General features: G+C 72.0%; 21 protein-coding genes. 6 read left to right on the top strand and 15 right to left on the bottom strand.

From position 1 onward, the window contains the following. Positions 1–2,016, top strand: coding sequence for a DUF8189 domain-containing protein (locus EV186_RS27230; protein ID WP_133852308.1), 2,016 nt, complete (start codon positions 1–3; stop codon positions 2,014–2,016). 4 nt (positions 2,017–2,020) lie between these two features. Here EV186_RS27230 and EV186_RS27225 read toward each other — a convergent pair whose 3' ends face one another. From EV186_RS27225 to EV186_RS27210, 4 genes are all read right to left on the bottom strand, one after another. Continuing rightward, positions 2,021–2,626 (bottom strand): hypothetical protein, encoded by a 606-nt coding sequence (locus EV186_RS27225; protein WP_133852307.1) that lies wholly within the window; start codon positions 2,624–2,626, stop codon positions 2,021–2,023. A gap of 85 nt (positions 2,627–2,711) precedes the next feature. Continuing rightward, the gene (locus tag EV186_RS27220; RefSeq protein WP_133852306.1) at positions 2,712–5,072 is read right to left on the bottom strand and encodes a penicillin acylase family protein; all 2,361 of its coding nucleotides are present in this window, start codon (positions 5,070–5,072) and stop codon (positions 2,712–2,714) included. Between the two features lie 153 nt (positions 5,073–5,225). Continuing rightward, positions 5,226–6,077 carry a sugar phosphate isomerase/epimerase family protein gene (locus EV186_RS27215; protein ID WP_166659358.1) on the bottom strand — a complete coding sequence of 284 codons (852 nt, stop codon included), beginning with the start codon at positions 6,075–6,077 and terminating at the stop codon, positions 5,226–5,228. Positions 6,078–6,333: 256 nt separating this feature from the next. Beyond that, positions 6,334–7,146 (bottom strand): alpha/beta fold hydrolase, encoded by an 813-nt coding sequence (locus EV186_RS27210; protein WP_133852304.1) that lies wholly within the window; start codon positions 7,144–7,146, stop codon positions 6,334–6,336. A 204-nt stretch (positions 7,147–7,350) separates the two neighbouring features. On the opposite strand from EV186_RS27210, the gene EV186_RS27205 reads away from it, so the two are divergent. Next, a complete protein-coding gene (locus EV186_RS27205; protein WP_133852303.1) occupies positions 7,351–7,923 on the top strand; it encodes a hypothetical protein in 573 nt (190 codons plus the stop codon). Here the strand turns inward: EV186_RS27205 and EV186_RS27200 are convergent. Then, positions 7,897–10,917 carry an AfsR/SARP family transcriptional regulator gene (locus EV186_RS27200; protein ID WP_166659357.1) on the bottom strand — a complete coding sequence of 1,007 codons (3,021 nt, stop codon included), beginning with the start codon at positions 10,915–10,917 and terminating at the stop codon, positions 7,897–7,899. The genes EV186_RS27205 and EV186_RS27200 overlap by 27 nt on opposite strands. A gap of 40 nt (positions 10,918–10,957) precedes the next feature. Further along, on the bottom strand, positions 10,958–11,380 hold the full coding sequence (locus EV186_RS27195; RefSeq protein ID WP_133852301.1) for a VOC family protein: 423 nt from the start codon (positions 11,378–11,380) through the stop codon (positions 10,958–10,960). A 55-nt stretch (positions 11,381–11,435) separates the two neighbouring features. Here EV186_RS27195 and EV186_RS27190 point away from each other — a divergent pair, with 55 nt between their 5' ends. Beyond that, complete coding sequence (locus tag EV186_RS27190) at positions 11,436–12,032, top strand: TetR/AcrR family transcriptional regulator (protein ID WP_208115814.1); 597 nt, start codon at positions 11,436–11,438, stop codon at positions 12,030–12,032. A gap of 3 nt (positions 12,033–12,035) precedes the next feature. Here EV186_RS27190 and EV186_RS27185 read toward each other — a convergent pair whose 3' ends face one another. From EV186_RS27185 to EV186_RS27160, 8 genes are all read right to left on the bottom strand, one after another. Further along, positions 12,036–14,495 carry a class III lanthionine synthetase LanKC N-terminal domain-containing protein gene (locus EV186_RS27185; RefSeq protein ID WP_133852299.1) on the bottom strand — a complete coding sequence of 820 codons (2,460 nt, stop codon included), beginning with the start codon at positions 14,493–14,495 and terminating at the stop codon, positions 12,036–12,038. 93 nt (positions 14,496–14,588) lie between these two features. After that, entirely contained in the window at positions 14,589–14,744 is a 156-nt protein-coding gene (locus EV186_RS39085) for a hypothetical protein (RefSeq protein ID WP_166659356.1), read from the bottom strand. A 129-nt stretch (positions 14,745–14,873) separates the two neighbouring features. Beyond that, positions 14,874–15,026: a hypothetical protein gene (locus EV186_RS39080; protein ID WP_166659355.1), complete on the bottom strand. Its 153-nt coding sequence runs from the start codon at positions 15,024–15,026 to the stop codon at positions 14,874–14,876. Continuing rightward, complete coding sequence (locus EV186_RS27180) at positions 15,023–16,267, bottom strand: hypothetical protein (protein WP_133852298.1); 1,245 nt, start codon at positions 16,265–16,267, stop codon at positions 15,023–15,025. The genes EV186_RS39080 and EV186_RS27180 overlap by 4 nt, the downstream gene beginning before the upstream one ends. After that, positions 16,264–17,388 carry a HesA/MoeB/ThiF family protein gene (locus EV186_RS27175; RefSeq protein WP_133852297.1) on the bottom strand — a complete coding sequence of 375 codons (1,125 nt, stop codon included), beginning with the start codon at positions 17,386–17,388 and terminating at the stop codon, positions 16,264–16,266. Before EV186_RS27175 ends, EV186_RS27180 begins: the two co-directional genes overlap by 4 nt. Before the next feature lie 235 nt (positions 17,389–17,623). Beyond that, positions 17,624–18,847, bottom strand: coding sequence for a sensor histidine kinase (locus tag EV186_RS27170; protein ID WP_133852296.1), 1,224 nt, complete (start codon positions 18,845–18,847; stop codon positions 17,624–17,626). Next, complete coding sequence (gene cseB / locus EV186_RS27165; protein WP_166659354.1) at positions 18,844–19,527, bottom strand: two-component system response regulator CseB; 684 nt, start codon at positions 19,525–19,527, stop codon at positions 18,844–18,846. Before cseB ends, EV186_RS27170 begins: the two co-directional genes overlap by 4 nt. 5 nt (positions 19,528–19,532) lie before the next feature. Next, positions 19,533–20,117 carry a hypothetical protein gene (locus EV186_RS27160; RefSeq protein ID WP_133852294.1) on the bottom strand — a complete coding sequence of 195 codons (585 nt, stop codon included), beginning with the start codon at positions 20,115–20,117 and terminating at the stop codon, positions 19,533–19,535. Between the two features lie 182 nt (positions 20,118–20,299). Between EV186_RS27160 and EV186_RS27155 the strand changes: the two genes are divergently transcribed. The 3 genes from EV186_RS27155 to EV186_RS27145 are packed head-to-tail and all read left to right on the top strand — an operon-like array spanning position 20,300 to position 22,603. Next, on the top strand, positions 20,300–21,064 hold the full coding sequence (locus EV186_RS27155; RefSeq protein WP_133852293.1) for a polysaccharide deacetylase family protein: 765 nt from the start codon (positions 20,300–20,302) through the stop codon (positions 21,062–21,064). Next, entirely contained in the window at positions 21,061–22,275 is a 1,215-nt protein-coding gene (locus tag EV186_RS27150) for an LCP family protein (protein WP_243754307.1), read from the top strand. Before EV186_RS27155 ends, EV186_RS27150 begins: the two co-directional genes overlap by 4 nt. Next, complete coding sequence (locus tag EV186_RS27145) at positions 22,265–22,603, top strand: DUF6542 domain-containing protein (RefSeq protein WP_133852292.1); 339 nt, start codon at positions 22,265–22,267, stop codon at positions 22,601–22,603. Before EV186_RS27150 ends, EV186_RS27145 begins: the two co-directional genes overlap by 11 nt. A 65-nt stretch (positions 22,604–22,668) precedes the next feature. Here EV186_RS27145 and EV186_RS27140 read toward each other — a convergent pair whose 3' ends face one another. Next, on the bottom strand, positions 22,669–24,087 hold the full coding sequence (locus EV186_RS27140; protein ID WP_133852291.1) for a LuxR C-terminal-related transcriptional regulator: 1,419 nt from the start codon (positions 24,085–24,087) through the stop codon (positions 22,669–22,671). Between the last annotated feature and the right edge of the window lie 95 nt (positions 24,088–24,182).

Below are 24,182 nucleotides of genomic sequence, written 5' to 3'. Positions count from 1 at the left end.
ATGCGACCACGATGGGTACTGACGGGCCTGGCCGCGCTCACGCTGGTGGGGGCGATGACGGCGCCCGCGGCCGGCCAGGCCGCTGCCACCCAGGCAAGTGCGGTCGAGTGGGTCGGCGCCGATCCGGTGCACCTGGTGTACGACCCGGGCACCCGCTACCTCAACGACCACACCGTGATCAAGGCGCCGGACGGCACGTGGCACCTGTTCGGCATCACGGCGCAGCGGGCCCCGGACGGGCAGTTCCCCGACGGCGGGCTCGAGGTGAACATCGCGCACGCCACCGCACCCGCCCTGGCCGGGCCGTGGACCACGCAGCCCTACGCGCTCACGGTCGACCCGGACTACTTCGGCGAGGCGCACCTCTGGGCGCCACACGTGATCGCCGACAACGGCACGTACTACATGTTCTACGCGGCGGGCGGCAACGGCGCGGCGATGAACCTGGCGACCTCGACGGATCTGAACCACTGGACGCGCATCCCGTCGGGCCCGCTGTTCCGCGGGATCGCCGCGCGCGACCCGTACGTCGTGCGCATCGGGGACCAGTGGGTCATGTATTACTGCGAGATCAACGGCGCCGATCACCACCACGTGGTGGCCTACCGGACGAGCACGGACCTGGTGCACTGGAGCGGCCAGTCGATCGCGTTCACCGACCCGTCCATGGACAGCAACGCCCCGAGCAACACCGAGTCGCCGTTCGTGGTGCGGCACAACGGGTCCTGGTACCTGTTCATCGGTCCGCGCGGTGGCTACGTGGGCACCGACGTGTTCCGCAGCAGCGATCCGCTGCACTTCGACCTCGCGGACTACGCGGGCCACGTGCCGGTGCACGCCGCCGAGGTCGTCGAGGACGGCGGGACGTGGTGGGCGACCGGGGCCGGGTCGTTCGAGCACGGGCTCTACCTGGCGAAGCTGCGCTGGCAGGCGACGCCACCACTGTGGCCGAGCACCGCCAACCCGTCGTCCACTGTGGACGCGCGGCACCGGTTGCAGCTCTTCGCACTCGGCGCGGGCCACACGGTGCTGCGTGCGGTCGAGACCGCACCCGACAGCGGTAACTTCGGTGCCTGGCAACCGTTCGGTGTGGCGGGCACGGTGCCGTCGGTCGTCACGGACCGCGCCGGTCGCCTGGAGGTGTTGGCGCCCAACGCCGACGGGACCGCGTTGCTGCGCCGGGTCCAGACCGACCCGGCCACCGACGCATGGGGAGCGTGGACGACCTTCGGCCCCGCGGTCGGTGCGCCGCCCGCGACCGGCAAGTACCCCGACGGCCGGCTCGCCGTCTTCGCCCTCGGCCCCGGCGGCAACGCGATCAACGTCCGGGTCCAGACCGGCACGGACACGTGGTCGGACTGGCAGCAGTTCGGCGGCCCGGCGGGTGCGCCGCCGGTGGTCGGCACCAACGCGGACGGCCGCCTGGAGGTCTTCGCCGTCGGCCCCGGCGGCGCCTACGTGGCACACCGCTGGCAGAACACACCCGGCGGCGACTGGAGCGCCTGGGACGGCGGCTTCGGCGGTCCGGCGGCCGCCGTCGCACCCAGCGTCGGCAACGACGCGGACGGCCGGCTCGAGGTGTTCATCCCGCACCCGGTCGGCACCGGCACCGCGCAACGGGTGCAGGCCGTCCCCAGCGGCGGCTGGTTCGACTGGCGCCAGCTCAGCGGAACGTGGCCGGACGCGTCCCCCGCGGTGCGCCGCGACACCGACGGGCGGCTCGAGACCTTCTTCCTGTCCCCGGGCGGCGATTACCTGGCCCGCAAGGCGCAGGCCAGTCCGAACGGGACGTGGAGCCCCGAGCAACGGATCGACGACGGCTTCCCGGCCGGCCAGGTGGCGTGCACGCCGGCGGTGACGGCGGAAGCCGACGGCCGGCTGGTCCTGCTCGCGTTGACCCCGAACGGCGCGTTGCAACGCCGAACCCAGTCCGCGCCGAGCAGCAGCACCTGGACGCCGTGGAAACCCTTGGGCGGCACCGCTTTGGCCATCCCGAGCTGCGGCGGGGCCACCTGAGCGGTCAGTTCCGCAGCTGGCCGGTCAGGGTCTTGGTGACGTTCGCGAGAGTTTCGTCGTGGACGTCGGGGAGTTCGGAGTGCACGAGGATCGCCCCGTCGCCACCGTCGACCGCGATGCCGCCGAACGCGACCGTCTCGCCGACGATCCTCACCTCGCCCGCGCCGGGCGGGGACTCGAGCAAGGGCCGCGCCTCGGTCAACGACAAGCCGGCGTCGCGGACCAGCACCGGGCCGAGCACGCTCGCCGCGCCCTTGACCGGAGTGATCACCACGGTCACGTCGAACGAGCCGGAAGCGGCCTTGTAGTCGCAGGCCACGTACACGCCCGCGATGGCGTCGATGGCCGACATCCCGCCCCGCTGCGCGGCGATCGGGTCGTCGGCGGGCTTGCCCGTCTTCGACTTCTGCACGCTGATCGAATCGGGGGTCACGGCCGTGCCGACGCCGGCCGCCTTCAGCGCGGCGGGTGGGTCGAGGTGCAGGGGACAGGTCGACGCATTCGGCGGCGTGGCGCTCCGAGCGCCGTCCATGGAGATCGCCGGGTCGTCCGACGAGCACGCGGCCACGACGAGGACGGCCGCGGAGACGATCAGGAGCCGCGAGTGCATGCCGCACCCTATCCACCACCCGCATCCACCACCCCGGGCACGCCGAAGCGGCGCCGGTCCGTGGGGGACCGGCGCCGCCTGCGGATCATTCGCGAATGGTGCTCGCGGAACCGCCGGCCGCGATCTCGTCCTGGGTGAACCGCTCGGTCACCCACTGCTTGTGCTGGTAGAGCACGGTTTGGTCGGTGTGGTGCGGCGAGGCCGGGTTGGCCGAGAGCGAGTACGTCAGGATCGTGCGGACCCGCGGGCCGTCCGGGGTGAGCTGTGCGGCCATGATGAAGCTCGACCCGAACTCGATCGGGCCGTAGGTGCCGTCGTCACGCAGGGTCCGGTCGGCCGCGTTGGTGATGTTGAAGCAGCCCTCGGCCCCGGTGCAGCCTGCCACCGGGATGCGGCCGTCGGTGAACTGCGTGTCGCCGAAGGCGACGTCCAGCGCCAGACCGTGCGCCGTGATCACCTGCACCGCGTCGGCGAGCGAGGCGCGCAGGCCCGGCGTGCTGGTGTCCACCTTGTTCGGTGTGGTCACCGGGTGCTCCGGGTCGAACGGCACCAGGTAGTGCACGCCCGGCTTGGTGGCGATGGCGCGCAACCAGAATTCCCGCCACAACACCGTGCCACGGCTGGTCGTGTCGGCCTTGCCGTCCCACTTCGCGAGCACGTCGCAGGCTTGCCGGACGTCCACAGTGGTCCCGTCGGTGGCGGTCAGCGACGGGTTCGCACGGCACATCGCGACCACGTCGGACTTGGCCATCTCCGCCGTCAGCTCCCGGTCGCCGAGCATCGCGCCCTGCAACGACGGCAGGTCGAACCCGGGTGCGCCGAGCCCGTCGGTGCCCGCGCGGCGGTCGGCGATCATCTGGTGCGACAGGCGATCCCGGGGCGAGCGGGTGTCGGCGATGTCGCCGTAGATCCGGGGGAAGCCGGTCAGCGGGGCGTCCGCGTTGGTCAGCCACGCCGACTCGTTGGAGTTCGACACGTAGTCGTGCCGGGTCAGCTGTGGCGCGGTCGACGGGCCGAACGTGCCCGGCTGCACGGCGTCCTTGTCGGTGCCCCAGGCGCAGTTGCCGTGCGCGCCGTCGAGCACGATGGTGCGCGGGTACATGGCGTGGCCTTCCGGCGTGTCCACGCACCGCGCGGCCTGCGCGTCGGTGACGTTCGGGACGACGGAGACGTCACCGTAGTAGGTGGTGCCGCTCTTGTCGGCCGCGATCGTGTCCACGAACGGCATCGACTGGTGCTTGCGCTGCACCGCGTTCAGCTCGCCGATCGTGCGCGCCCGGCCGAGGCCCAGCCACTCGTCGACGTCGCGCAGGTTGTCCACATTGGAACCGCGGACGGCGAACGCGCTATCGGCACCCCAGCTGTCGGCGATCACCGGGCCGTAACGCGAGTCGTAGAGCGTCCGCCGGACCTCGGTCACCGTGCCGTCCTTGCCGCGCACCGGCACCCGCACGACCTTCTGCTTCATGGGCTCCGCTTTGCCGTCCACCAGGTAGGTGGTCGGGTGACCGGGCTGGAGCTTCAGCTGGAACAAGGTGAACCGCTGCGCGCTGGACACGGTGTGCGTCCACGCCAGGTCGTGGTTGTGCCCGACCTCCACGGTCGGAGTGCCGAACACGCTGCCGCCCGCGACGTCCAGCAAGCCCGGCACGGTGAGCTGCACCTGGTAGAAGCGGAACATCCCGGACCACGGGAAGTGCGGGTTGCCCAGCACCATGCCGCTGTGGTCCTTGGTGACGTCGCTGCCCAGACCCCAGGCGTTGCTGCCGATGTCGTTGTGCACGGCGGGGGCGGGCGCGGTGCCGTTCTGCTTGCCGGGTGCCGCCGTCGCGATGGACGTGGTGAAGCCGGACAGGCCACCGAGCTGGTTAAGGTGGTGCATCATGCGCCAGACGTCGAGTTCGGTGATCGGCCGGACCCACGCCTTGCCGCGGCACGTCGGGTCGGGCAGCCGGTCGGCGCCGGTGTCGCGCAGGTAGCGGTTGACCCCGGCGGCGTAGCCGGCGACCAGTTCGCGTGCCTGCTTGGACGGCGCGTTGCGCCCGGTCAGCAGCCGCTCGACGACGTGCGCGTCGTTGAGCGAACGGAAGTACGTGTCACTGTCCACATTGGTGGCCGGGCCGCCGCCGTTGTCCACCGTGCCGTCCGGGCCCAGGAACTTGGACCGTTCGCCGCGCAGGGTCAGCACCGCGTCGGCGAGCGAGCAGAGGTTGTCCTGCGTGAACGTGTACCCGTAGCCGTAACCGGCGCTGCCGAGGGTGGGTGCGAGCACGTGCGGGATGCCGTACTCGGTGCGGGTCACTTGCGCCGCATAGTGTTCGCCCGCGCCCAAGTGGACGGTCGGGCCGGGCGTGGCGCCGGCGTTGGTGGCCACCACAGTGGCCACCGCGGCGCCGGTGAGCGCCGCGGCCAGCCCCGCTGAGGCGCGTTTGTACTTGATCCGCATGGATTCCCCCGTCTGGGTCGTCGTTGTGCGGATCAGTCTGTCGGCATGATCACCTGCCGTGATCCGGTATGTCCCGGAATTCGACCCTGACGGGGACCGGTACCCGGGTGGCTGCCGACGGGGGACCGGCAGCCACACCGGCTGGGTGGGCGATCAGCCGCGGGCGGCGGCGATCACCTTCTGCATGGCGACCGCGGTGCGGGCCGCGATGTCCTCGACGTCGAGCGGCTGCAGCCGGCTGGAGAGCACCTCCACCGAGATGGGCAGGTCGACGCCGCGCTCGTTCAGGTCCCGCAGGAGTTCGGCCAGCGGGAACGCGCCCTCGCCGGGCAGCAGGCGCGCGCTGACGCACTCGGTCATCAGGTCGTCGGGGGCTTCGGCGGGGCCGTCGGCCAGCTCGAGCCCCCCGATGTGCCGTGCTTCCAGGCGGTCCAGCGCCGCGCGCCCGCTCGGGTCGCGGAACAGGTGCCAGGTGTCGACCTGGAGCGTCCCGTTCGGACGGTCCGCGCCGAGCAGCACGTCGGCCGCGACGGCGAGGTCGAAACCGGGGAAGGCCGCGATCGTCTCCAGCGCGATGGTCAGGCCGTGCCGGGCGGCGCGGTCGCACATGGCGCCGAACCGCTCGGTGAGGACCTCGGTCGGGATCGGGTCGTGGCCGGGCGGCGTGATGCCCGCCGCCTTGACCTTGGTCGCGCCCGTGGCGACGGCGAGGTCGAAGATGTGGGTCTCGAGTTCGGTCGCCTCGTCGCTGTGGTCCCAGCCGAACAGCACCTCGAGCTCGGCGACCCGCAGGCCGTGGTCGGCGAGGAGCTTGCGCAGACCCTCGGGGGAGTGCCCCGCGAGCTGCTTGTCGGCTTCCTCGACGTTCAGGCCGATGCACGTCACGCCCTGGCGCGCGGCGGCCACCAGCCGGTCACGGAACGAATGCCGGGCGGGCTGGTCCCAGCCTGCGCCGGCCAACTGCAACTGGGGGAACATCAACTCCGGGTCGTCCAGAATTGTCATCGTGGGCCCTACCGTTCGGTGGGATCGCATCCAATCGACGCGACATGGGAGGCGAAGCGGAACCGGGCGTACCATTTCTGGCGCCCGAATCCTGTGCCGTAATCGTCATACGCGCACACCCCTTGGGGCACCCCTGTCCGCGTCGGCGCAACCCCTGTTTCCGCACGTTGTCGCGCACGGTCATGCGCTGGTTACAGCGCCGTGCCGCGATTGGTTAGCGCAAGGTTAGCTAACGGAAAAATGGGACAGGGGTTGGTCAGGATTCGGCGTCGCCGAGGAACGCCAGCAGCGCCGCGTTCACCTCGTCCGGCCGCTCCAGCGGGGGCAGGTGCCCCGTCGCCGGGATGCGCACATGTCGTGCGCCGGGGATTCCGGTGGCGTAGGCCCGCGACATGTCGAGAATCTCCGGCACGTCGGCGTCGCCGCTGAGCACCAGAACGGGCATGGTGAGCTCGTGCAGCCGCCCGACCGCGGGCGGCTCCAGCAGCACCTCGTCGGACTCCGGCGTGCGGATCTCCCGCAACGCCATGTCCACCGCGAGCTCCCACACGTCCGGGGCGAGCGCGGTCTCGTCCCGGTCCGGACCGGCGACGAGCATCCGCGTCTGCAGGACGGCGATCCGCTCGGCCTCCGCGTCGGTCAGGTCCGCGCCGCCCCGGTACGCGGCGAGCCGTTCCGGACCGAGCGAGCCGTAAACCCTGTCCTGCCACAGTTCCAGCCACGACGGCCGCATCGCGAACCCGGAGAGCCCGGCCGCGATCAGCGCGAGCCGGTCGAACCGCGACGGCGCGGCGAGCGCGGCGTCCACGATGGTCCGCCCACCGTTGGAACACCCGACGGCCGCGGCCTGGTCGATGCCCAGGTGATCCATCAACCCGAGCAGATCCGCGTGCGGCGTCCGCTCCGCCGCCCACGGCGAGTCGCCGTGACACCGCTCGTCCACCGCGATCACGCGGTGACGCTCGGACAACGCGGGGACTTGGTGCCGCCACATCCGCCGATCGGCGATGCCCGCGTGCACGAGCAGCACCACCGGGCCGGAACCGACGTCGTCGTAAGCGAGATCCATGCGGTCACGCTAGCCGCGCACCCCGGTCGCGCACCGCCGCTTTATCGCTGGGCGAAACGGTGTGTCCGTTCTGTGTGCGGTCCGTGTGGTGCCGTTCGACACGATCGTCCGGCGAGGTCGTAGCGGTCGTGCACGCGCTGAGCTTGTCGTCCGACCGACGGCCGTCGCCCAAGGATGTCAGAAGATCCAGGAAAGGCACCACACGTGAATTCATATGCGCCGGGACCGACGCAGCGTCCAGCGCGACTGCCCGAACTGCCGACGACGACCAGACCCAAGATCCCCGGCACGCTCACCGGCGCGGCGGTGTTCGCCGGGCTGGCCGGGCTCATCGGCATCCTCACCCTCGTCGTCACCAACGCGTCGGGCGAGAGCATGGTGCTGGATGCGGCGGCGAAGCTCGCCGGTGTGCCCAGCAGCGAGCTCGCCGGTGACGAGTCGGTGCAGTTCGCGCTGCAGGACGCGTTCGACATCCTGCAGAGCCGAGCGGTGTTCTTCGCCGTGTTCGGCGTGATCTTCCTGGCCCTGCTGCTGCCGCTTCGCCTCGGCATGACGTGGGCCCGCATCGTGTACAGCATCTGCGCGCCGATCTCGCTCGCGTTGCTGGTCTACACGCTGCTGGACGAAGGCGTGCCCGCGGCGCTCAAGCTCATGGACGCAGCCAACGCCCTGGCCGCGTTGGTGGCCCTCGTCCTGATCTGGGCAGGCCCCAGCAACGCCGTCAGCCGCGCCCGCAAGGCGGCCAAGCGTTCAGACCAGCAGGCCCTTGCCGCCTGATCTCGACGTTTCACCAGCGGGGGTCGCGGGTGCCGCCAACTCCAGCAGCACCCGCAGCGCGGCCGCCTCGACCACGTCACCGGGCACGTGGTCGAGGCGGCCTGCCTCGTCTTCGCCGGCGACGGCCAGCAACCGCGACGCGATCGCCAGCTGGTCGTCGTCCCCCGTGGCGCGGAACGTCGCCGCGGTGGCCCGCAGCGTGGGCACGGCCCAGTCGAGATCGCCCTCGCCCAGCCGGCACGCGGCGAGGTCACGCGCCGCGACGGCTTGCAGGGCCGGGATGCCGAGCCGTTCGGCAAGGGTCAGGCCCCGCTGGAAGAGGCCACGGGCGACGGCACGGTTGCCCACGGCCGCCTCGGCGAGCGCGCGGACCCGGAGCACCGAGCAGCGCGCTTCGGCCTGATCGCCGACGTCGTCGAGCAAGCGCTCCGCCTCGGCGCTGGCGGCCCGGGCCTCGGCCAGCCGGCCACCCACCAAGTGCAGGCGCGCCAAGAACAATTGCAGCAACGCCAGCGGCCGCGGTGCGCCGAACCGGCGGGACTGCTCGAGGGTCCGGGCGCCGACCGCCGCCGCCTGCTCGAACCGGCCCAGCAACGTCAGCACCACGACCACGTACGAAGCCAAGGTCGTCTTCGCCATGGTGTCGCCGACCAAGCCTTCCGCGCGCTGCAGGCAGGCCAGCGCCTCTTCGAGCCTTCCTGTCGTGGCAAGGAGATTGGCGTAGTCGCCGAGCGCGTACGCGAGGCTCACCGAGTCGCCGAACCGCTCGAAGACCGTGCAGTTGCGCACATAGGTGTCCTCGACGCCGTCGTGCTCGCCCTTGGTGAACTCCAGCGTGGCCAGCAGGCATTCGGCCTTGGCCGCGGCCAGCTCATCCGCCGTCGCGCGGGCGTGGTCGAGGGCGGCCTGCTGCAGCTCGTGCACCTCGTTCCAGTAGCCCCGCATCCAGAGGAACTGCACCAGCCGGTGGCCCAGGCGCACCGCGTCGCGTGGTTGTGCCGCCCGGGCGGTCCGTACCAGGGCCAGCAGGTTCAGGCGTTCGGCGTCGAACCACGCGACCGGATCGGCGATCAGCCGCCGCACGACCCGATCCGGCAGGCCGTGGTCCGGTGCCTGGTCGGCCGGCGGGTGCGCGAGCATCAGCTGGAGCCCGGCCGAGGCCGCATCGGCGATGCCGAGGTAGGCGGTGAAGAGCCGGTCCCGCGCCGCGACCAGGTCGTCGGCCTCGGTCTCGGCTTCCATCCGTTCGCGGGCGTAGACCCGCAACAGGTCGTGCAGCCGGTAGCGGGGCTCGCCGGTCGCGTCCGTGCCGACCTGCTGCAGCAGGCTCGCCTCCAGCAACTCCTCGACGACCTTGTCGGCGTCGGCGGTGCCGGCCAGCACGCCGATGACCCACTCGGCGACGTCGACCGCGCCCAGCAAGCCCAGCAACCCGAACGCGTTGGTCGTGAGCGGGGTGAGGCTGTGGTAGCTCGACTCCAGGCTCGCGCGGACGTTCAGGTCGCTGACCGCGAGCTCGTCGAGCCGTTCCTGCTCGATCTCCAGGCGCTCGGCCAGCGCGTCGAGCCGCGAACCGGACCGCAACGCCAGGCGCGTGCCCGCGACGCGCAGGGCCAGCGGGAGACCGCCGCACGCGGCGACGATGCGGGTGGCCGCGGCGGGCTCGGCGGCGACCCGCGCGGCGCCGAGCATGGTCGCCAGCAAGCCGACCGCGTCCTGCTGGTCCATCGGCGCGAGGGGGAGCGGGTGCACGCCCGCGAGGCCGCTGAGCCGGCTGCGGCTGGTCACCAGCGTGGCGCAGCCGACCGTGCCCGGCAGCAACGGGCGGACCTGCTCGGGCTCGGCGGCGTCGTCGAGGACCACCAGCACACGCCGGTCGGCCAGCCTGGTCCGCAACGCCGCCGCGCGGTCGCCCAGCTGGTCGGGGATGGCCGAGGACGCCATGCCCAGGGCACGCAGGAACTCGCCCAGCACGTCGGCCGGATCGCGTGGGCTCGCCGAGCCGCCGCCGAGCTGGGCGAAGAGCTGGCCGTCGGGGAACGCGTCGCGCACGGTGTGGGCGGCGAGCACGGCGAGCGCGCTCTTGCCGACGCCGGGTTCGCCGGAGATCACCACGACCGGCGCCGTCGACTGTCCTGTTCGGACCAGTTCGCCGACGACCCGCAGTTCGTCGGCCCGGCCGTGGAAGTCCGCGACCCGCGGCGGCAGCTGACCTGGCCGCACGATCGCTGTGGTGGGCGACTCGACGGGCGTGGTTGCGCCCGGATCGCTCCCGCGCAGCAACTTGGTGTGTGCCTTGCGCAGCGCGGCGCCGGGCTCGATGCCGAGCTCGTCGACCAGGACCGCGCGGGCGTCGCGGTAGACGTCGAGGGCCTCGGCGGCGCGCCCCGCGCGGTGCAGGGCGGTCATCAGCTGGATGCGCAGGCGTTCGCGCAGCGGGTGCTCGGAGACCAGCCCACGCAACTCGGCGACGAGCGTGTCGTGCCTGCCGGTGGCGAGTTCGCAGTCCATGAGGTCTTCGAGCAGCGTCATCCGCTTCTCGGTCAGCTCGACGATCACCGGTTCGAGGCTGAGCACCGACAGGTCGGCCAGGGGGCGGCCACGCCACAACGCGAGTGCTTGGCGGAACAACGCCGCCGCGGTCGCCGGGTCCCCGCCCCGCATGGCCTTGCGCGCGGCCGAAGCGTGCTCGTGGAATCGCAGAAGATCGAGTTCGTCCGGCCCGGCGTGCAACCGGTAGGACCGGCCGATCGTGTCGATTTCCGTGTCCGGCAGGCGTTTCTTCAGCCGGGCGAGATAGGTGTGCAGGTTCGACAGGTACGACGACGGTGGCGAGCCGTCCCAGAGCGCGTCGACGAGCCGGTCGACGGGCACGGGTTCGCCCGCGTGGAACAGCAGCACGGCAAGCAGCGTCGAAAGGTTGTGCCCACGCAGGGTCACCGGTTCGCCACTCGGGCCGGACACCAGCAGCTGACCCAGGACAGCGAACTTCATGGGCATCCTCCGTGCGCGCGGCCACGACAACCTACCCCGCTCAGGCCGGCGGTTGGATGAGTTCGATCAGGTTGCCTTCCGGGTCCTTGACGTAGGCGAACCGCGCGCCGGGTTCGACCGCGTCCGCCGGCGGCCACACGCTCGCCGCGCCCGCGGCGGTGATGGCGGCGTACGACGCGTCCAGGTCGCGCACCGACAGCGCCCAGTGGCCGAAGCCGAGGGTCGCGGCGGCGTCGAGCGGGTCGGCGAAGGGGCGTTCACGCGCGGCGCCGGCCCGTTCGATGAGTTCCAGGCGCACGCCCGAACCCGAACGCAGCACCACCGTGCGCACGGCGGGCTCGTCGAGCTGGAACCGCTCGACCACAGTGGTCAGGCCGAGCACCCGCTGGTACCACGCCTGCTGGGCGTCGAGGTCGGCGACGGACAGACTGGTGTGGTGGACGGCGAGCCCGAAGTCGGCCATGGCAACCTCCGTGGTTAATGACACTAACCTGGTAAGTGCTGTTAACCTTACGCGGGTGGACAGCGAAGTCAAACGCCCCAGCGGCCGGCACCACGGTGACCTGCGCCGCGCACTCGAAGCGGCCGCGATGGACGTGGTGGCCGAGAAGGGGCTCGCCGGGTTCACGCTGGCCGAGGTCAGCCGGCGCGCCGGCGTGAGCGTCGCCGCGCCCTACAAGCACTTCGCCGACCGGGAGGCGTTGCTGGCCACCTTGGTCCTGCGCTCCTACGAGGAGCAGCGCAGACGCTACCGGGCCGCGATGGCGCGGGTGGCGGACCCGGTCGAGAAACTGGCGGCGTTCGCCTCGGCCTACGTGCGGTTCGCGGTCGACGAGCGCTCGCTCTTCGAGCTGACCTTCGCTGCCGGGCTCGACAAACGCGCCCGCCCGGAACTGGCCGAGGCCGGCGCGGCGCTGCTCGGCTTGCTCGAAGCACCGGCCCACGCCATCTGCGGCGACGACCAGCGGGCGCACCGGTTGGTGCTGGCGGTCGCGGCCTGTGCGCACGGGCACGCGGTGTTCGTGCTCGAAGGCGTCCTGGACGGCCCGCGCGACGCACGCAGGCAAGCCGCGTCGGCGGCGCGGGTGCTGGCCAACGCGCACGTCGCGCTCTGAGGTCTAAGGAACCGGGTCCGGGCTCTTCTCGTCGGCGAGCCTGCGCAGGAAGCCGAGGATGCCGGCCAGCCCGCCCGCCCACGACACCGATCGCGTGTTCGGCGAGGGCGCCACGAAGACCGGGTGCGCCTCGGTTCCGCCACCGCGCAACACCATCGTGGTCAGCAGGTCGTGCGCGGCCTCGGTGCGCCCGGCACCGATCAGCGCGTTGCCCACGCCCGCGACCCCGCAGCAGAGGCTGAGCGTCGCCATCCGTGGCGCCAGCTCCGCCGCCGCCTCCAGCGCCTCGACGGCCGGTGGGACAAGGGAATCGTCGCCCAGCACGTCGGCGGCGCGGTACAGCGTGCGGGCGATCCCGGCGAGGCCCTGGCACCACGAGCCGGCCAGCGGGTCGGCGGCCGGGGCGGCGTTGATCAACGACCGGGTCCGGGCGACGAGCACGTGCGTGCGGCACGCGGCCACCGCGTGATCCGCCGCGTCACCGGTGTGGTCGGCGTGCGCCAGCAAGAGGTCGACCATCCCGGCGAGCCCGTGCGCACTGCCCGCCGACCCGTCGACGCCGGGCAGGCGCTTCGCGGGCGGCACCATCGACTCCGGGTCGGCGGTCGTCGCGACCAGCCGCGCGCACTCGGCGGCCACGACCGCGTGCGCCGGATCGCCGGTCACGCGATGCAGCCGCAAGTGCCCGAGCCCGATCCCGGCGACGCCGTCGGTGACGTCGGGGCCGCGCTCGCGCCACCCGTCGGTCAACGCCCGGAACGCGGGCACCGCGAAGCCCTGGGCGGCCGCCTCGGCGAAGAACACCGCGATCCCGGTGCGCCCGGTGAACAAGCCGGAGGAGACCGGGATCCGCCGCGCCACGCGGTCGATGAAGCCGATCAGTTCGGTCACCCGCTCGCGCACGCCGTCGATGTCCAAGTGCCGCAACAATTCCAGGCCGACCCCGGCCACGCCGCCGTGCAGGTTGAGGTCGTGCTCGCTGCTCGCGTGGTAGTCCGGCCGCAGCACGTCGTCCACCATGGACAGCAGATCCGCGCGGACATTGCCGATGATCTCGGTCAACCGGTCCGGGGTCACGTCCGGCGGTGCGGGCATGGCGGTCAACGGCGGCCGCGGGACCGCCCCGTCGGCCAGCCGGTCGAACGCGGCCCGCACGCAGTCCTCGTCCTCGCTGAGCAGGTCGGCCAGCACACCCCACTCGACCGGCGCGCCGAGGCGCGGCAAGGTCTGCAGCACGCGGACCCGGGCTACCTCCGCGTCGTCGACCGGGTCGTAGCCGGTCGCGGCGAACGCGAGCGTCATGGCGAGTGAATGCAGGTCGTCGAGCTCGCGGGGTGGCTCGTCGCGCACCTGGCGGGCCGGGGCGTACCCGGGCGTGTGACCGGCCAGGTGGAAGCCGTCGTACGCCGCGATCCCGAAGTCCACAAGGGACACCGCCATACCGTCGAGCACGACGTTGGCGGGTGTGAGGTCCCGCATGACGACACCGCGGTCGTGCACCGCGCGCAAGACCGTCGCCAGCCGGTGCCCGAGCTCCAGCACCTCCGGCAGGGCGAGCGGTCCGTCGGCACGCACGGCCTCGTCGAGCGACCGGCCGCCGCGATCCTCGGTGGCCAGGAACTCGTCGCCGCCCTGGGCGAAGTGGTCGACGAACCGGGGCACGCCCTCGACCCCGTCGAGCACCCGCAACACCCGGCGCTCGTTGCGCATCAGCAGCCGCCGGTCGCGCCCCGGGGCCTGCACCCGCTCGCCGACGAAGGGCCGCGCCTGCTTGACCACGACCGCGGTGCCGTCGCGGAGATCGGTCGCGCGGTACACGTTGCCCGGCGCGGCCTCCCGGATGCCACTGTCCACTCGGTACTGTCCAGCCAGAACCATTGGACCCAGCACCATCGGGCCGGTCGGAGTGTCGTCGGCGAACGGGTCCTGAGCCCAGGAAGGCCGGCGGTAACGCAACCCGGCCAGCGCGTCGAACCGGTCGCCGTCCGGTCCCGCCACCCACATCCCGAAGCGGCCGTGCGCGTCCAGCGACAACGGCCCGCCGCGCATCGGGCCGTACCGGTAGTAGACGGGTGCGTCCGGGTCGACCCGGCGGTCGCTGACCACCGGCGGACCTTCGTGGCCACGCAACAGTTGCGCGAGCGACAACCCGAGCGCCCGCACCTGCGACGGCCGCGGGTAGACGGTGAACGCCTTGCCGACGCTCGCCGGGTGGCTGTGCCCGTCGTTGAGCTCCTCCAGCACGGCGACCGACCGGGCCAGCTTGAACGCGCACCGCTCGGCGACCAGGGCGGGCACCAGTTTCTCCACCAGGGCGTCGAAGGTCGCCGCCCTGGTGGAGATGTGCAACTTCCAGCCGTGTTCGGGGTAGTCGAACCCGGCCGGGGTGACCGTCAGCCAGACATGGTCGTCGCACAGGTCGTAGTCGTGCCCGTCGACGAGCTCGCGCACCCGTGCTTGCATGCCTGACCCCCTTGCCAACAATCGGGCAGTGTGTTCAGCAACCGCCCCCGGTCGTTCATCGGTGTTGCCGCCAGTCGTCGTGCCCCTGGCGGGTCAGGTGCAGCCGGCGCCCCAGGTGATGCGGGGGATCGTGACCGGGCACCGGCCCTGGTCCTGCGCCGTGGAATCCAGCGTCTGGGCGAAGTCCACCTCGGTCTCGGGCAGGGCGTCTGCCACCTGTCGCGGTGCGAGCTCCAGAAGATCGTTCATGGGATCAACTCCGGTTCGTCAAGTAGGGGGCCGGGCCGCGTACTGGGGGACAGGCGGCCCGGCCGGTGACGGAGATCGGCCGCAGCGTCGATCTCCGTGGTCTTCGGCCGTCCTGCGTGGACCGCCTGGCTAGCAGTCGGCCGGGAAGGTGACCTTGGGCAGCGTGATCAGGCAGCGGCCGCGGTCGTTGACCGACGCGTCCAGCGTCTGCACGAAGTCCACATCGGACTCGACGATGGTCTCGTCCACCGTCCGTGGCGCGAGCTCCAGCAACTGGGTCATTGCTTACCTCCTGTGAGTTGTGCGGAAAATCGGAACAACCGGGGGTGGCGGCGCACGAACGTGACGATGAAGATCACCTGCAACGTGCCCTCCACGAGCACGATCAGGGCGCTGTCGATGGCGTGGGCGATGCTGCCGCCCGCCACACCGTGGCTCAGCCCGGAGATGGCCAGCGTGATGCCCTTGACCAGGATGGGCAGTCCGTACCAGGCGAACACGCCGACCGCGATCACGCTGCCGAGGGCCATGGCGATCGCGTACAGCCGCACCGCACGCCGTTCCCGCGCCGCGAGTTCGGTCGTCGGGTCCGTGCTGTCCTTGCCGCGCAGGCGGCGCCCGAGGTGGGCCACGTAGTCGACGCTGTCCTGGAACAGGTTCCGGCAGCGCAGCCGCTCCATCAACACGTAGTAGAGGTCGGTGCGCATGTAGACGTGCGCCTGCATGAACAGGCTGAACGACACGACCAGCGCGACCGCGTTCAGCAGGTGCGTGACACCGGGGGTGAACCCGGCGTAGGTCGCGAGCACCGTGCACGCGCAGATCACCGCGAGGTCCCAGTACATGCCGGCCAGGTACACCCGATAACGCTGCCGCCGCGGTACCGCCCAGACGGCGGTGACGTCGGTCTGCACAACGAGGTGGTGCAGCCGGGTGGCGAAGCTGATCCGCGCGGGTGCCTGGTACGACCGCGCCGCGGCCAGGTGCATCAGCTCGTGCAGGCTGAGGTGCACCGAGAAGATCGCCGTGTTCACCAGCACCACCAGCCCGACGAAGGGCGACCAGTAGAAGTCGCTCGCCGCGGGCAGGGTGCCGGGGTCACGAACCCAGGTGATCACGGCGGCGAGCACGAGCGCCCACCACAGCACGCCCATCGGCCTGCTGAAGAGCCACGCCACGTGCTTGCGGGTCAGCCACGGCAGGTGCTCGGCGGGCTCGGTCGGCCCGGCCACCGGTTCGCCGTCAACCGAGGCGACGAAACCCAGTTCCACCAACGCTTCGGCCAGCTCGGCCAAGTCGAGCCGGGCACCGTGGCGGCGCTCGATCTCGTCCTCCGCCGCGCCGATCGGGTGGCCGTCGGCGAGCAACGCGATGGCCTCGGCGGCCACGGTCGGCAGCTCCACGAACTCACCCAGCGCGGCCCGGCCGACCACCGACACCTCGGGGTCGTCGTCATCGAGCCGGTTCACCAGCGGGTGCAGCACCAGCGTCGTGCCGGCGCCGATGGCGGCAGGCGCGGTCACGTGGCGGTACCGCCCGTCCCTGTACTTGCTGTCGCCGTACCGCACGTCGGGCAGTCGGCGTCGTGCGGGATGTCGATGAAGTAGTGGTGGTCCCAGTTGGCGAAGTTCCAGTGCAGCACGCGCCCGCTGACCTGGGTGGGCAGGCCGCCGAGGTAGTAGACGACCTCGAGCGCGCACAGCTGGCCGCTGACCATCGCGCTCGCGGCGACGACGGCGTTCTCCCGGCCGTGGGGGAACAGCGGGCGGTTGTTGCTGAAGTACTCCCGCGCGTTCTCCTGGCGCTGCAGGCACTCCCAGCACCCGGTGGCGCCCGGGTGGTACGCGCCGACGACGGCCATCGGTCCGGTGTAGAGGGACACGAACCACGGCGTGCCGGTGCGCAGGGCGGCGGCGTTGGTCCACCGCATGATGTCCGGGTTGGGCTCGTCGGCGCACAGCACGAGCGCGTCGCGGTCGGCCATCAGCTCGACCAGGTCGTCCTCGCCGCCGACCCGCAGTTCGGTGCCGGTGACGTCGACCAGGGAGTTCATGGCGGCCAACCGGTTCAGCGCGCTTTCGAGCTTGGGCTGACCGAGGTCGTCCTCGCTGTAGAGCAGCTGGCGGGACAGGTTGGGTTCCTCGACCTTGTCGAAGTCGACGCAGTGCACTGCGCCGACGCCGCTCGCGACGAGTCCGGACGCGACCGCCGAGCCCGTGCCGCCGAGGCCGAGGACCACCACCGAGGAGTCCTTCAGCCGGGCCTGGACCTCGTACGGCGACGACCGCGGCGTCGGGTCGATCCACGCGTAGAAGTGGCGCGGCGACTCGTAACGCGCGGCTTCGCGTTCGGTGAGACCGGCGGGCAACCCGGGTGCGCCCTCCTCGACGAAGCCGGACGCGGTGAGGTCGGCGATCACGTCGCGCACGCTGTTGGCGTCGATGCCCGGGTGGGTGCGGGCGAGGTCGGCGCAGATGTCCTCGAAGCAGCGCGTGCCGTCCATCAGACCCAGCAGCCGCTCGATGGTGTGGTTCTCGTCGTCGTCGATCTCCGAAGCGACGCCGTACTGCATGAGCCCGATGACGATGCGACCGTCAGGCAGGGCGAAGGGGCTGTGCACGTTCTTGATGCGCGGCCGGAGCACGGGAGGACCTCCAGGAAGCGGGGCCGGGCCGCCGGCACTGGGCGGCGGCCCGGCCGGTGGACGAGATCAGCCGTTGGCCCGCTGGCCGGTGGTCTCGAGCTTCTCCAGCTTGCGGATCTTCACGCTGATCTTGGTGGTCGTCTCCATGGCGCTTCCTCCCTGTCGGCGATTCGGACCAGGAGAGACAAGCAGTGCTCAGGGCGTTGGGTGCCGCGATCTGGACGAAGCTGGACGGTTATGGACGGTCCGGCAGCTCGAGGGTGACCAGCGCGCCGCCGTCCGGGGCGTTGGCCAGCCGCAGGTCGGCGTCGAGGACGCGGGCCTGCGCGGAGGCGATCGTGAGCCCCAGGCCGTGCCCGCCGCCGCGATCGCTGCTCGCGGTGCGGAACCGGCTGGGCCCCTCGCGCAGCAGTTCGTCGGGGAAGCCGGGGCCGTGATCGCGCACGCGCACGGTCAGCCCGTCCACCTCGACCTCCACCGGCGGCGCACCGTGGCGTTCGGCGTTGATCAGCAGGTTGGTGAGCACGCGTTCGAGCCGGCGCGGATCGGTGCGGGCCTGCTGCTCGCCGGTGACGCGCACCTCGGCGTCCGGGTTCATCGACGCCACCCGCCGCACGAACTCGCCGAGCTCCAGCTCCACCGGGTCGGCCCGCTCGGCCGCGGTGTCGAGGCGGGCGACCTCGAGGATGTCCTCGACCAGGCGGCGCAACACCCCCACCCGGTCGCGCACCAGCTCGGCCGGGCGGCTCGGCGGCAGCAACTCGGCCGCGGTGACCAGCCCGGTCACCGGCGTGCGCAGCTCGTGCGCGATGTCCGCGGTGACCCGTTGCTCGGCGATCAGCCGCGCGCGCAACGCGGCCGCCATCGCGTCGACGGCCTGGGCCAGCTCGGTCGTCTCGTCGCGGGGCCGGGTGCCGATCGTGGCGCCGACCCGGGTCTCCTGGTCACCTTCGGCCACCTTGCGCGCGGCCGACGCCGCCTTGCGCAGCCGCCGGGAGAGCCTGCTGCCCAGCACGATGCCGAGCAGCGAGCCCAGCACGAGCACCCCGGCCGAGCCGATGGTCAGCACCTCGTCCAGCCGGTCGAGCGCGCGATCGCGGTCGGCATAGGACGTCTTGAGCGACAGCACCTTGCCGTTGGTCTCGGCCGCCGCCCAGATCCACGCACCGGTCGCGTCGCGTTCGAGGTAGGTGGCGCGCTTGCCGCCCTTGACCGCGGCGCGGAGCTCGGCCGGGATCGACGTCGAGTCCAGTTCGGCGCCGAGGGTGGCGTCGCCGGAGAGGCCGTAGTCGCGCACCACCAGCTGGATGCGCTCGTCCTGCACGCGGCGCGCGTCGGCCAGCTGCATCCGGCTGAACTCCGTGCGCACCAACAGGCTCAGCGCCACCGCGACCAGGACGCTGACCACCGCGATGACCGCGCTCAACCGCCAGCGCAAGCTCTGCGGGAACAGCCTCACGGCCCATTCCTGAGCTTGTAGCCGAAGCCGCGCACGGTCTCGATGGCGTCCTGGCCGATCTTGGCGCGCAGCCGCTGCACGTGGACGTCGACCACCCGGGAATCGCCGCCCCACGCGTAGTCCCACACCTGCTGCAGCAGCAGCTCACGGGTGAGCACGGTGCCCGGCGCGTCCACGAACCGCAGCAGCAGGCGCAGTTCGGTCGGCGTCAGCTCCACCGGCCGGCCGGCAAGGCGCACCTCGAGCCCTTCCCGGTCGACCTCCAGCTCACCGAAGCGCGACACGTTCTCGGCCGGCCGGTCGTCGGCCGGCTCGGCGGCGCGGACCATCCGGCGCACCACGGCCCGGATCCGCGCGACGAGCACGGTGCCGTCGAACGGTTTGGTCACGTAGTCGTCCGCGCCGGCTTCCAGGCCCAGCACGACGTCGACCGGGTCCACCCGTGCCGACATCATGATCACCGGGGTCGGGCCCTCCTCACGGATCTGGCGGCACAGGCTGACGCCGTTCATGCCGGGCAGCATGATGTCCAGCAACGCCACGTCCGGCTGCTGCTCGCGGTAGCGGGCGAGACCCGTGATCCCGTCGGCCGCCGCGGTCACGGTGAAACCGTTGCGCTCCAACGTGAGCTGGGTCGCCTCGCGGATCACGTCGTCGTCTTCCACGAGCAACACGTGCATGGGGCTCACTTCTTCGTCTCGACGAACTTCGCGCCGTTCCACCGGTAGAGCTGGAACGACTGGTCGGTGGGGCAGCACGGGTCGTCGCTGACGAGGTAGCGGCTGTGCACCACGGCGAACATCCGGTCGGACTCGGGGACGACCTCCACGCCGCCGTCCTCGGAGGTGAAGATCCGCACCGCCGGGTGGGTCTTGATGTTGTAGATGTAGGCGGCGTAGCCGGGCAGCGTCCGGGCGGTCACCGCGGCCGACTGCTTGGCCACCACCAGGCAGGGGATGAGCGTGACGATCAGGTCGGCCACCCCGTCGCCGGTGAGGTCGCTGTAGCGGTCGTCGATCGGGTAGTGACCGTCCTCGCAGGGCACCAGGGTGCTCTTGATCTTGGCGTTGAGCTTGGGGTCGGCCCGCAGCACGGCGACCGCGTCCTCCGACGGCGGCGTGCCCTTGGGCAGCGGCGTCGAGGTCGGTGGCGGTTTGACCTGGGCGGCGGGCCCGGCCAGCTGGACGCCGCCGGTGGTGGCGCAGCCGGCGAGCAGCACGAGTAGCACGAGCAGCGCGCAGCAACCCGCCCCCACAGCCGCGCGACCCATCCGCCACTCCTCTCCGGGGCCCAGCACACCACGTCGGACCTGGTCCGGCCACCCGCGAGCGCGCCGCTGTTACACGGCCGCGGGACACCTGCGGGGTGGCTGTTACGTGACCGACGGCTGCCAGCCGGAATCCGTCCATACGGTCGCAGACGAGGGGTTCGACACGATCGTCTGGGGGAGACATGATCCACCGCTCGGCTCGGTTCCGCTATCGGGGATTCGCCGCGTCGGCCGCGTTCGTGGCGGCGCTCGCGGCACTGGTCGTCCCGCAGGTGGTTCCCGGCAACACCCCAGTCGCGGCCGGGTCCGCCTGGGTGCCACTGCCGCCCGCGCCGACGGTGCGCCCGGCCGCCCGGCCCAAGCCGAAGGTGGTCCCGGCCAAGACGGTCTTCGACGTCGAGACCAAGGACCGGGTGGTGTTCCTGACCATCGACGACGGCGCCGTGCGCGACCCGTCCATGATCACCGTGCTCAAGCAGGCGCACATCAGGCCGACGATGTTCCTGACCAAGCAGTACGTCGACGCGGACGCCGTGTTCTTCGGCCGGCTGCGCGACGAGACCGGCGGCGCGATCGAGAACCACACCGCCACCCACCCGAACCTCAAGGGCATGCCGCTCGCCGCGCAGCGGGCGGAGATCGGCCCGGTGTCGGACTTCTACGCCAGGAAGTTCGGCAAGCGCCCGACGTTGTTCCGCGCACCGTACGGCAACGTCGACAAGAACACGCTGGCGGCGGCGGCCGCGGCGGGCGCGAAGTACGACGTGCACTGGGACTGCGAGATCAACGACGGGCACATCGCCTACGCCGGGTCGCACCACTTCTGGCCCGGCTCGATCGTGCTCATGCACTTCCGGCACAGCTTCCACCGCGACGTCGCGGCGTTCCTGGCCCAAGCCAGGCACGACCACCTGCGGCCCGCCCTGCTGACGGACTACCTCAGATGAACAAGACCTTGCGCTGGACCGCTCGCACGGTCGTCGTCACGATGTCGGCGGCGCTCTTCGGCGCGATCGCGTTCGGCTACTACACCTACCACCGCGCCGTGGACAACCTGGTCACCGACGACGTGATCGTGGCCGGTGACCAAGGGGTGCCCATGCCGCCGGGGTCGCCGACGCTGGCGCCGCGCCCGGCCGAGGACACCACCATCCTGCTGGTCGGCGTGGACAGCCGGACCGACGCGCACGGGCACCCGCTCTCCCGCGAGGTGCTGGACGAACTGCGCGCGGGCAACGCCGACGGCGAGCAGAACACCGACACGATGATGGTCGTGCACATCCCGGCCGACCCGACCAAGCACGCGTTCGCTGTCTCGCTGCCCCGGGATTCCTATGTGGACATCGCGGGCGGCTTCGGCACGCACAAGCTCAACTCGGCCTACGCGCGGGCGAAGAACGCGAAGCTGACCGAGTTGCTGAACAACGGGGTCGGCCAGGCCGACGCCGAGAAGCAGGCCACCACGGCCGGGCGGCGCAACCTGATCGCCACCGTGACGGCGCTGACCGGGCTGCGCGTCGACCACTACGCGGAGATCAACCTCTACGGGTTCAGCGAGATCACCAAGGCCGTCGGCGGCGTGCCGGTCTGCCTGAACGAGTCCGTGCACGACAAGTACTCCGGCGCGTACTTCCCGGCGGGCAAGCAGACGCTGAAGGGCGTGGACGCGTTGAAGTTCGTCCGGCAGCGGCACGGCCTGCCGGGCGGTGACCTGGACCGGGTGCGCCGCCAGCAGGCCTTCCTGGCCGGGCTGGCCAACCGGATCTTCAGCGCGGGCACGCTCACCGACCCCGGCAAGGTGACCAGCCTCGTCGACTCGCTGACCAACGCCGTGGTGCTGGACAAGAACTGGGACTTGGTCTCGTTCGCGCAGCAACTGCAGAGCCTGACCGGTGACCGGGTCCGCTTCTTCACCATCCCGACGATCCGCCCCGACCTGCCCACGCCGTACGACGGCAGCGCCGTCGAGGTCGACCCGGCGCAGGTGCGCTCCTTCGTCCAGGAACTGCTGGCGGACCACCAGAGCTCGACCGGCTCGGGCCGGACCGGGAAGCCGGAGCCACCGAAGAAGGGCAAGAGCTCCGTCGTCGTGCAGCGCATCAACCAGACCGCCGACGAACACCCGATCGATGCCAGTGAGGTGCCCTGTGTCAACTAAAGGCTTGCCGTGGTGGGCGGTGGCCGCCGGTGCGACGGCGGTCGCCGGCGTCGGTGGCCTGGTCGGTGGCCCATACTTCCCCGCGGCGGTGGTGGCCGGTTGCGTGCTGGCCGCGATCGCGGCGAACCGGTCGGCGTTCTTCACGGTCGTGGCGCAGCCGCCGTTGATCGTGACCGCGATCGCCGTGGCGACGCTCTTGTTCGGGCAGTCGTTCCTCGGTGCGGTGGCGCAGCTGTCGACGGTGTTCCCGTACCTGGCGGCGACGATGGCCGCCGTGGGGTTGATCGTGCTGGTGCGGTTGCGATTGGGCCGAAACAGAAGAGCTTGACCCGCTGGGTTGCCTTCGGGTTGTCGAGGCAAGGGCGCCGCGGACGACACGCGGCGCCTTTGCCGTCAGCTCAACTTGACCCGCAGCGCGGCCACCAGCTCGGAACGGTTGCTGGCGAGCAGCTTCTGGCGTAATCGGGCCACGTGCTGCTCGACGGTCTTCGGCGAGATGTAGAGCCGCGCGCCGATCTCCTTGTGGGTCAACCCGTCCAGCAGCAGCTCGCCCACCGAGCGTTCGCGTGTGGACAGTCCGCCGGCCGACGCCCGCGCCGTCACGATCGTGGCCCGCATGGCGCGGCCGGCGGCGAGCAGTTCCCGTGCCGCCTGGGCGTCGAGGCGACGGGCGCCCGCCGCGCACAACGCCGCGCCTTCCCACGGCTGCCCGGTTTCGGTGAGGGCCTGAGCGGCGGCACGGACCGCGATCGGGTCGCACGAGCCGCTCAGCACGACGGCCCAGCACCGGGCGGCCGCCGCGCGGACCGGGAACCAGCCGTCGAACTCGTCGGCGACCAGGTCGACCGGCTCGTCCAGGGCGGCGGCGCGCTGCACGGCCCACCAGGTGTGCACCGCGAGGGCCCAGGCCGGGCGGCCCGCGCGGGCGATGGCCGTCTCCATCGACGCGACGATCGTGGCGCACTCGGCGGGGGAGACGAGCGCGGCGCCGACCGAGAGCTCACCCCACGCGTCGAGCAGCAGCGGTTCCACGTCGGCCCCCGAGATCACCGGCACCACGCGGTACCAGGTGGCGCGCAAGGCTTCGTCGTCGCCCGCGCGGCGGGCCAGCCCGACCGTGATCGCGGCGGCCAGCACGGCGTCGCGGCGCATGGTCGGCGTCCCGCCGGCGGCGGCGAGCCCCGCCCGGGCATCGGCCAGCCGGCCGGCACGCAGGTCGAGCCAGGCGGTGAGCAGCCGCCGCCGGGTGGTCGTCGGCTGGTCGCCGTGGGCGGCGAGCATGTCGGCCGCGGTCCGGTCGGCGCCCCCGGCGATCGTGACGGCCACGGCGAGTTCGTCCCAGCGCTCGGCGGCCATCGGGTCGGCGGCCACGGTGGCGACGGCGAGCCCCGCGAGCGCTCGCGCGGCGGTGGTGAACTCGCCTCGCATCGCCGCCGTGGTCGCCTCGACCGCGTCGAACAACACGGTCAGCCCGCGTGGGGCCGCGCCCGGGACGAGGTCGCGGGCCGCGGCGAGGTCGGCGTCGGCGGCCGCGGCGTCGCCGATCAGGGCGGCCGCCAGCGCCGCGCGGCCCCCGGCGAGGGCGCCGGGCACGCCGGGCAGCGCCTCGGTGACGTGGCGCCAGCGGTCGGCGGACTCGCCGAGCGCGCCGTCGGCGGCCGCGGCGGCCGCGGCGACGCCTGCGGCGAGGTGGTCCGGGTCGGTGTCGGTGGCGAGCACGTGGTCGGCCACCTCGATGGCGGCAGCGGTGTCGCCGGCGCGCCACGCGCGATCGGCCCACTGCGCATCCATGCCGGTCCCCGCAGCGGTCATGGCCTCTCCGATGTTCGGGCACCCCGCTTCTCGAGGTGCGATTGGCTGGTCGTCGGGTCGCGCTCCCATGCCGGTCCTTGCGGTGGTCCACGCGA

The sequence above is a fragment of the Labedaea rhizosphaerae genome, from assembly GCF_004362825.1.
Taxonomy (GTDB): domain Bacteria; phylum Actinomycetota; class Actinomycetes; order Mycobacteriales; family Pseudonocardiaceae; genus Labedaea; species Labedaea rhizosphaerae.
Note: the sequence above shows the minus strand (reverse complement) of the source record. Positions and strands in the feature narration are given on the sequence as shown.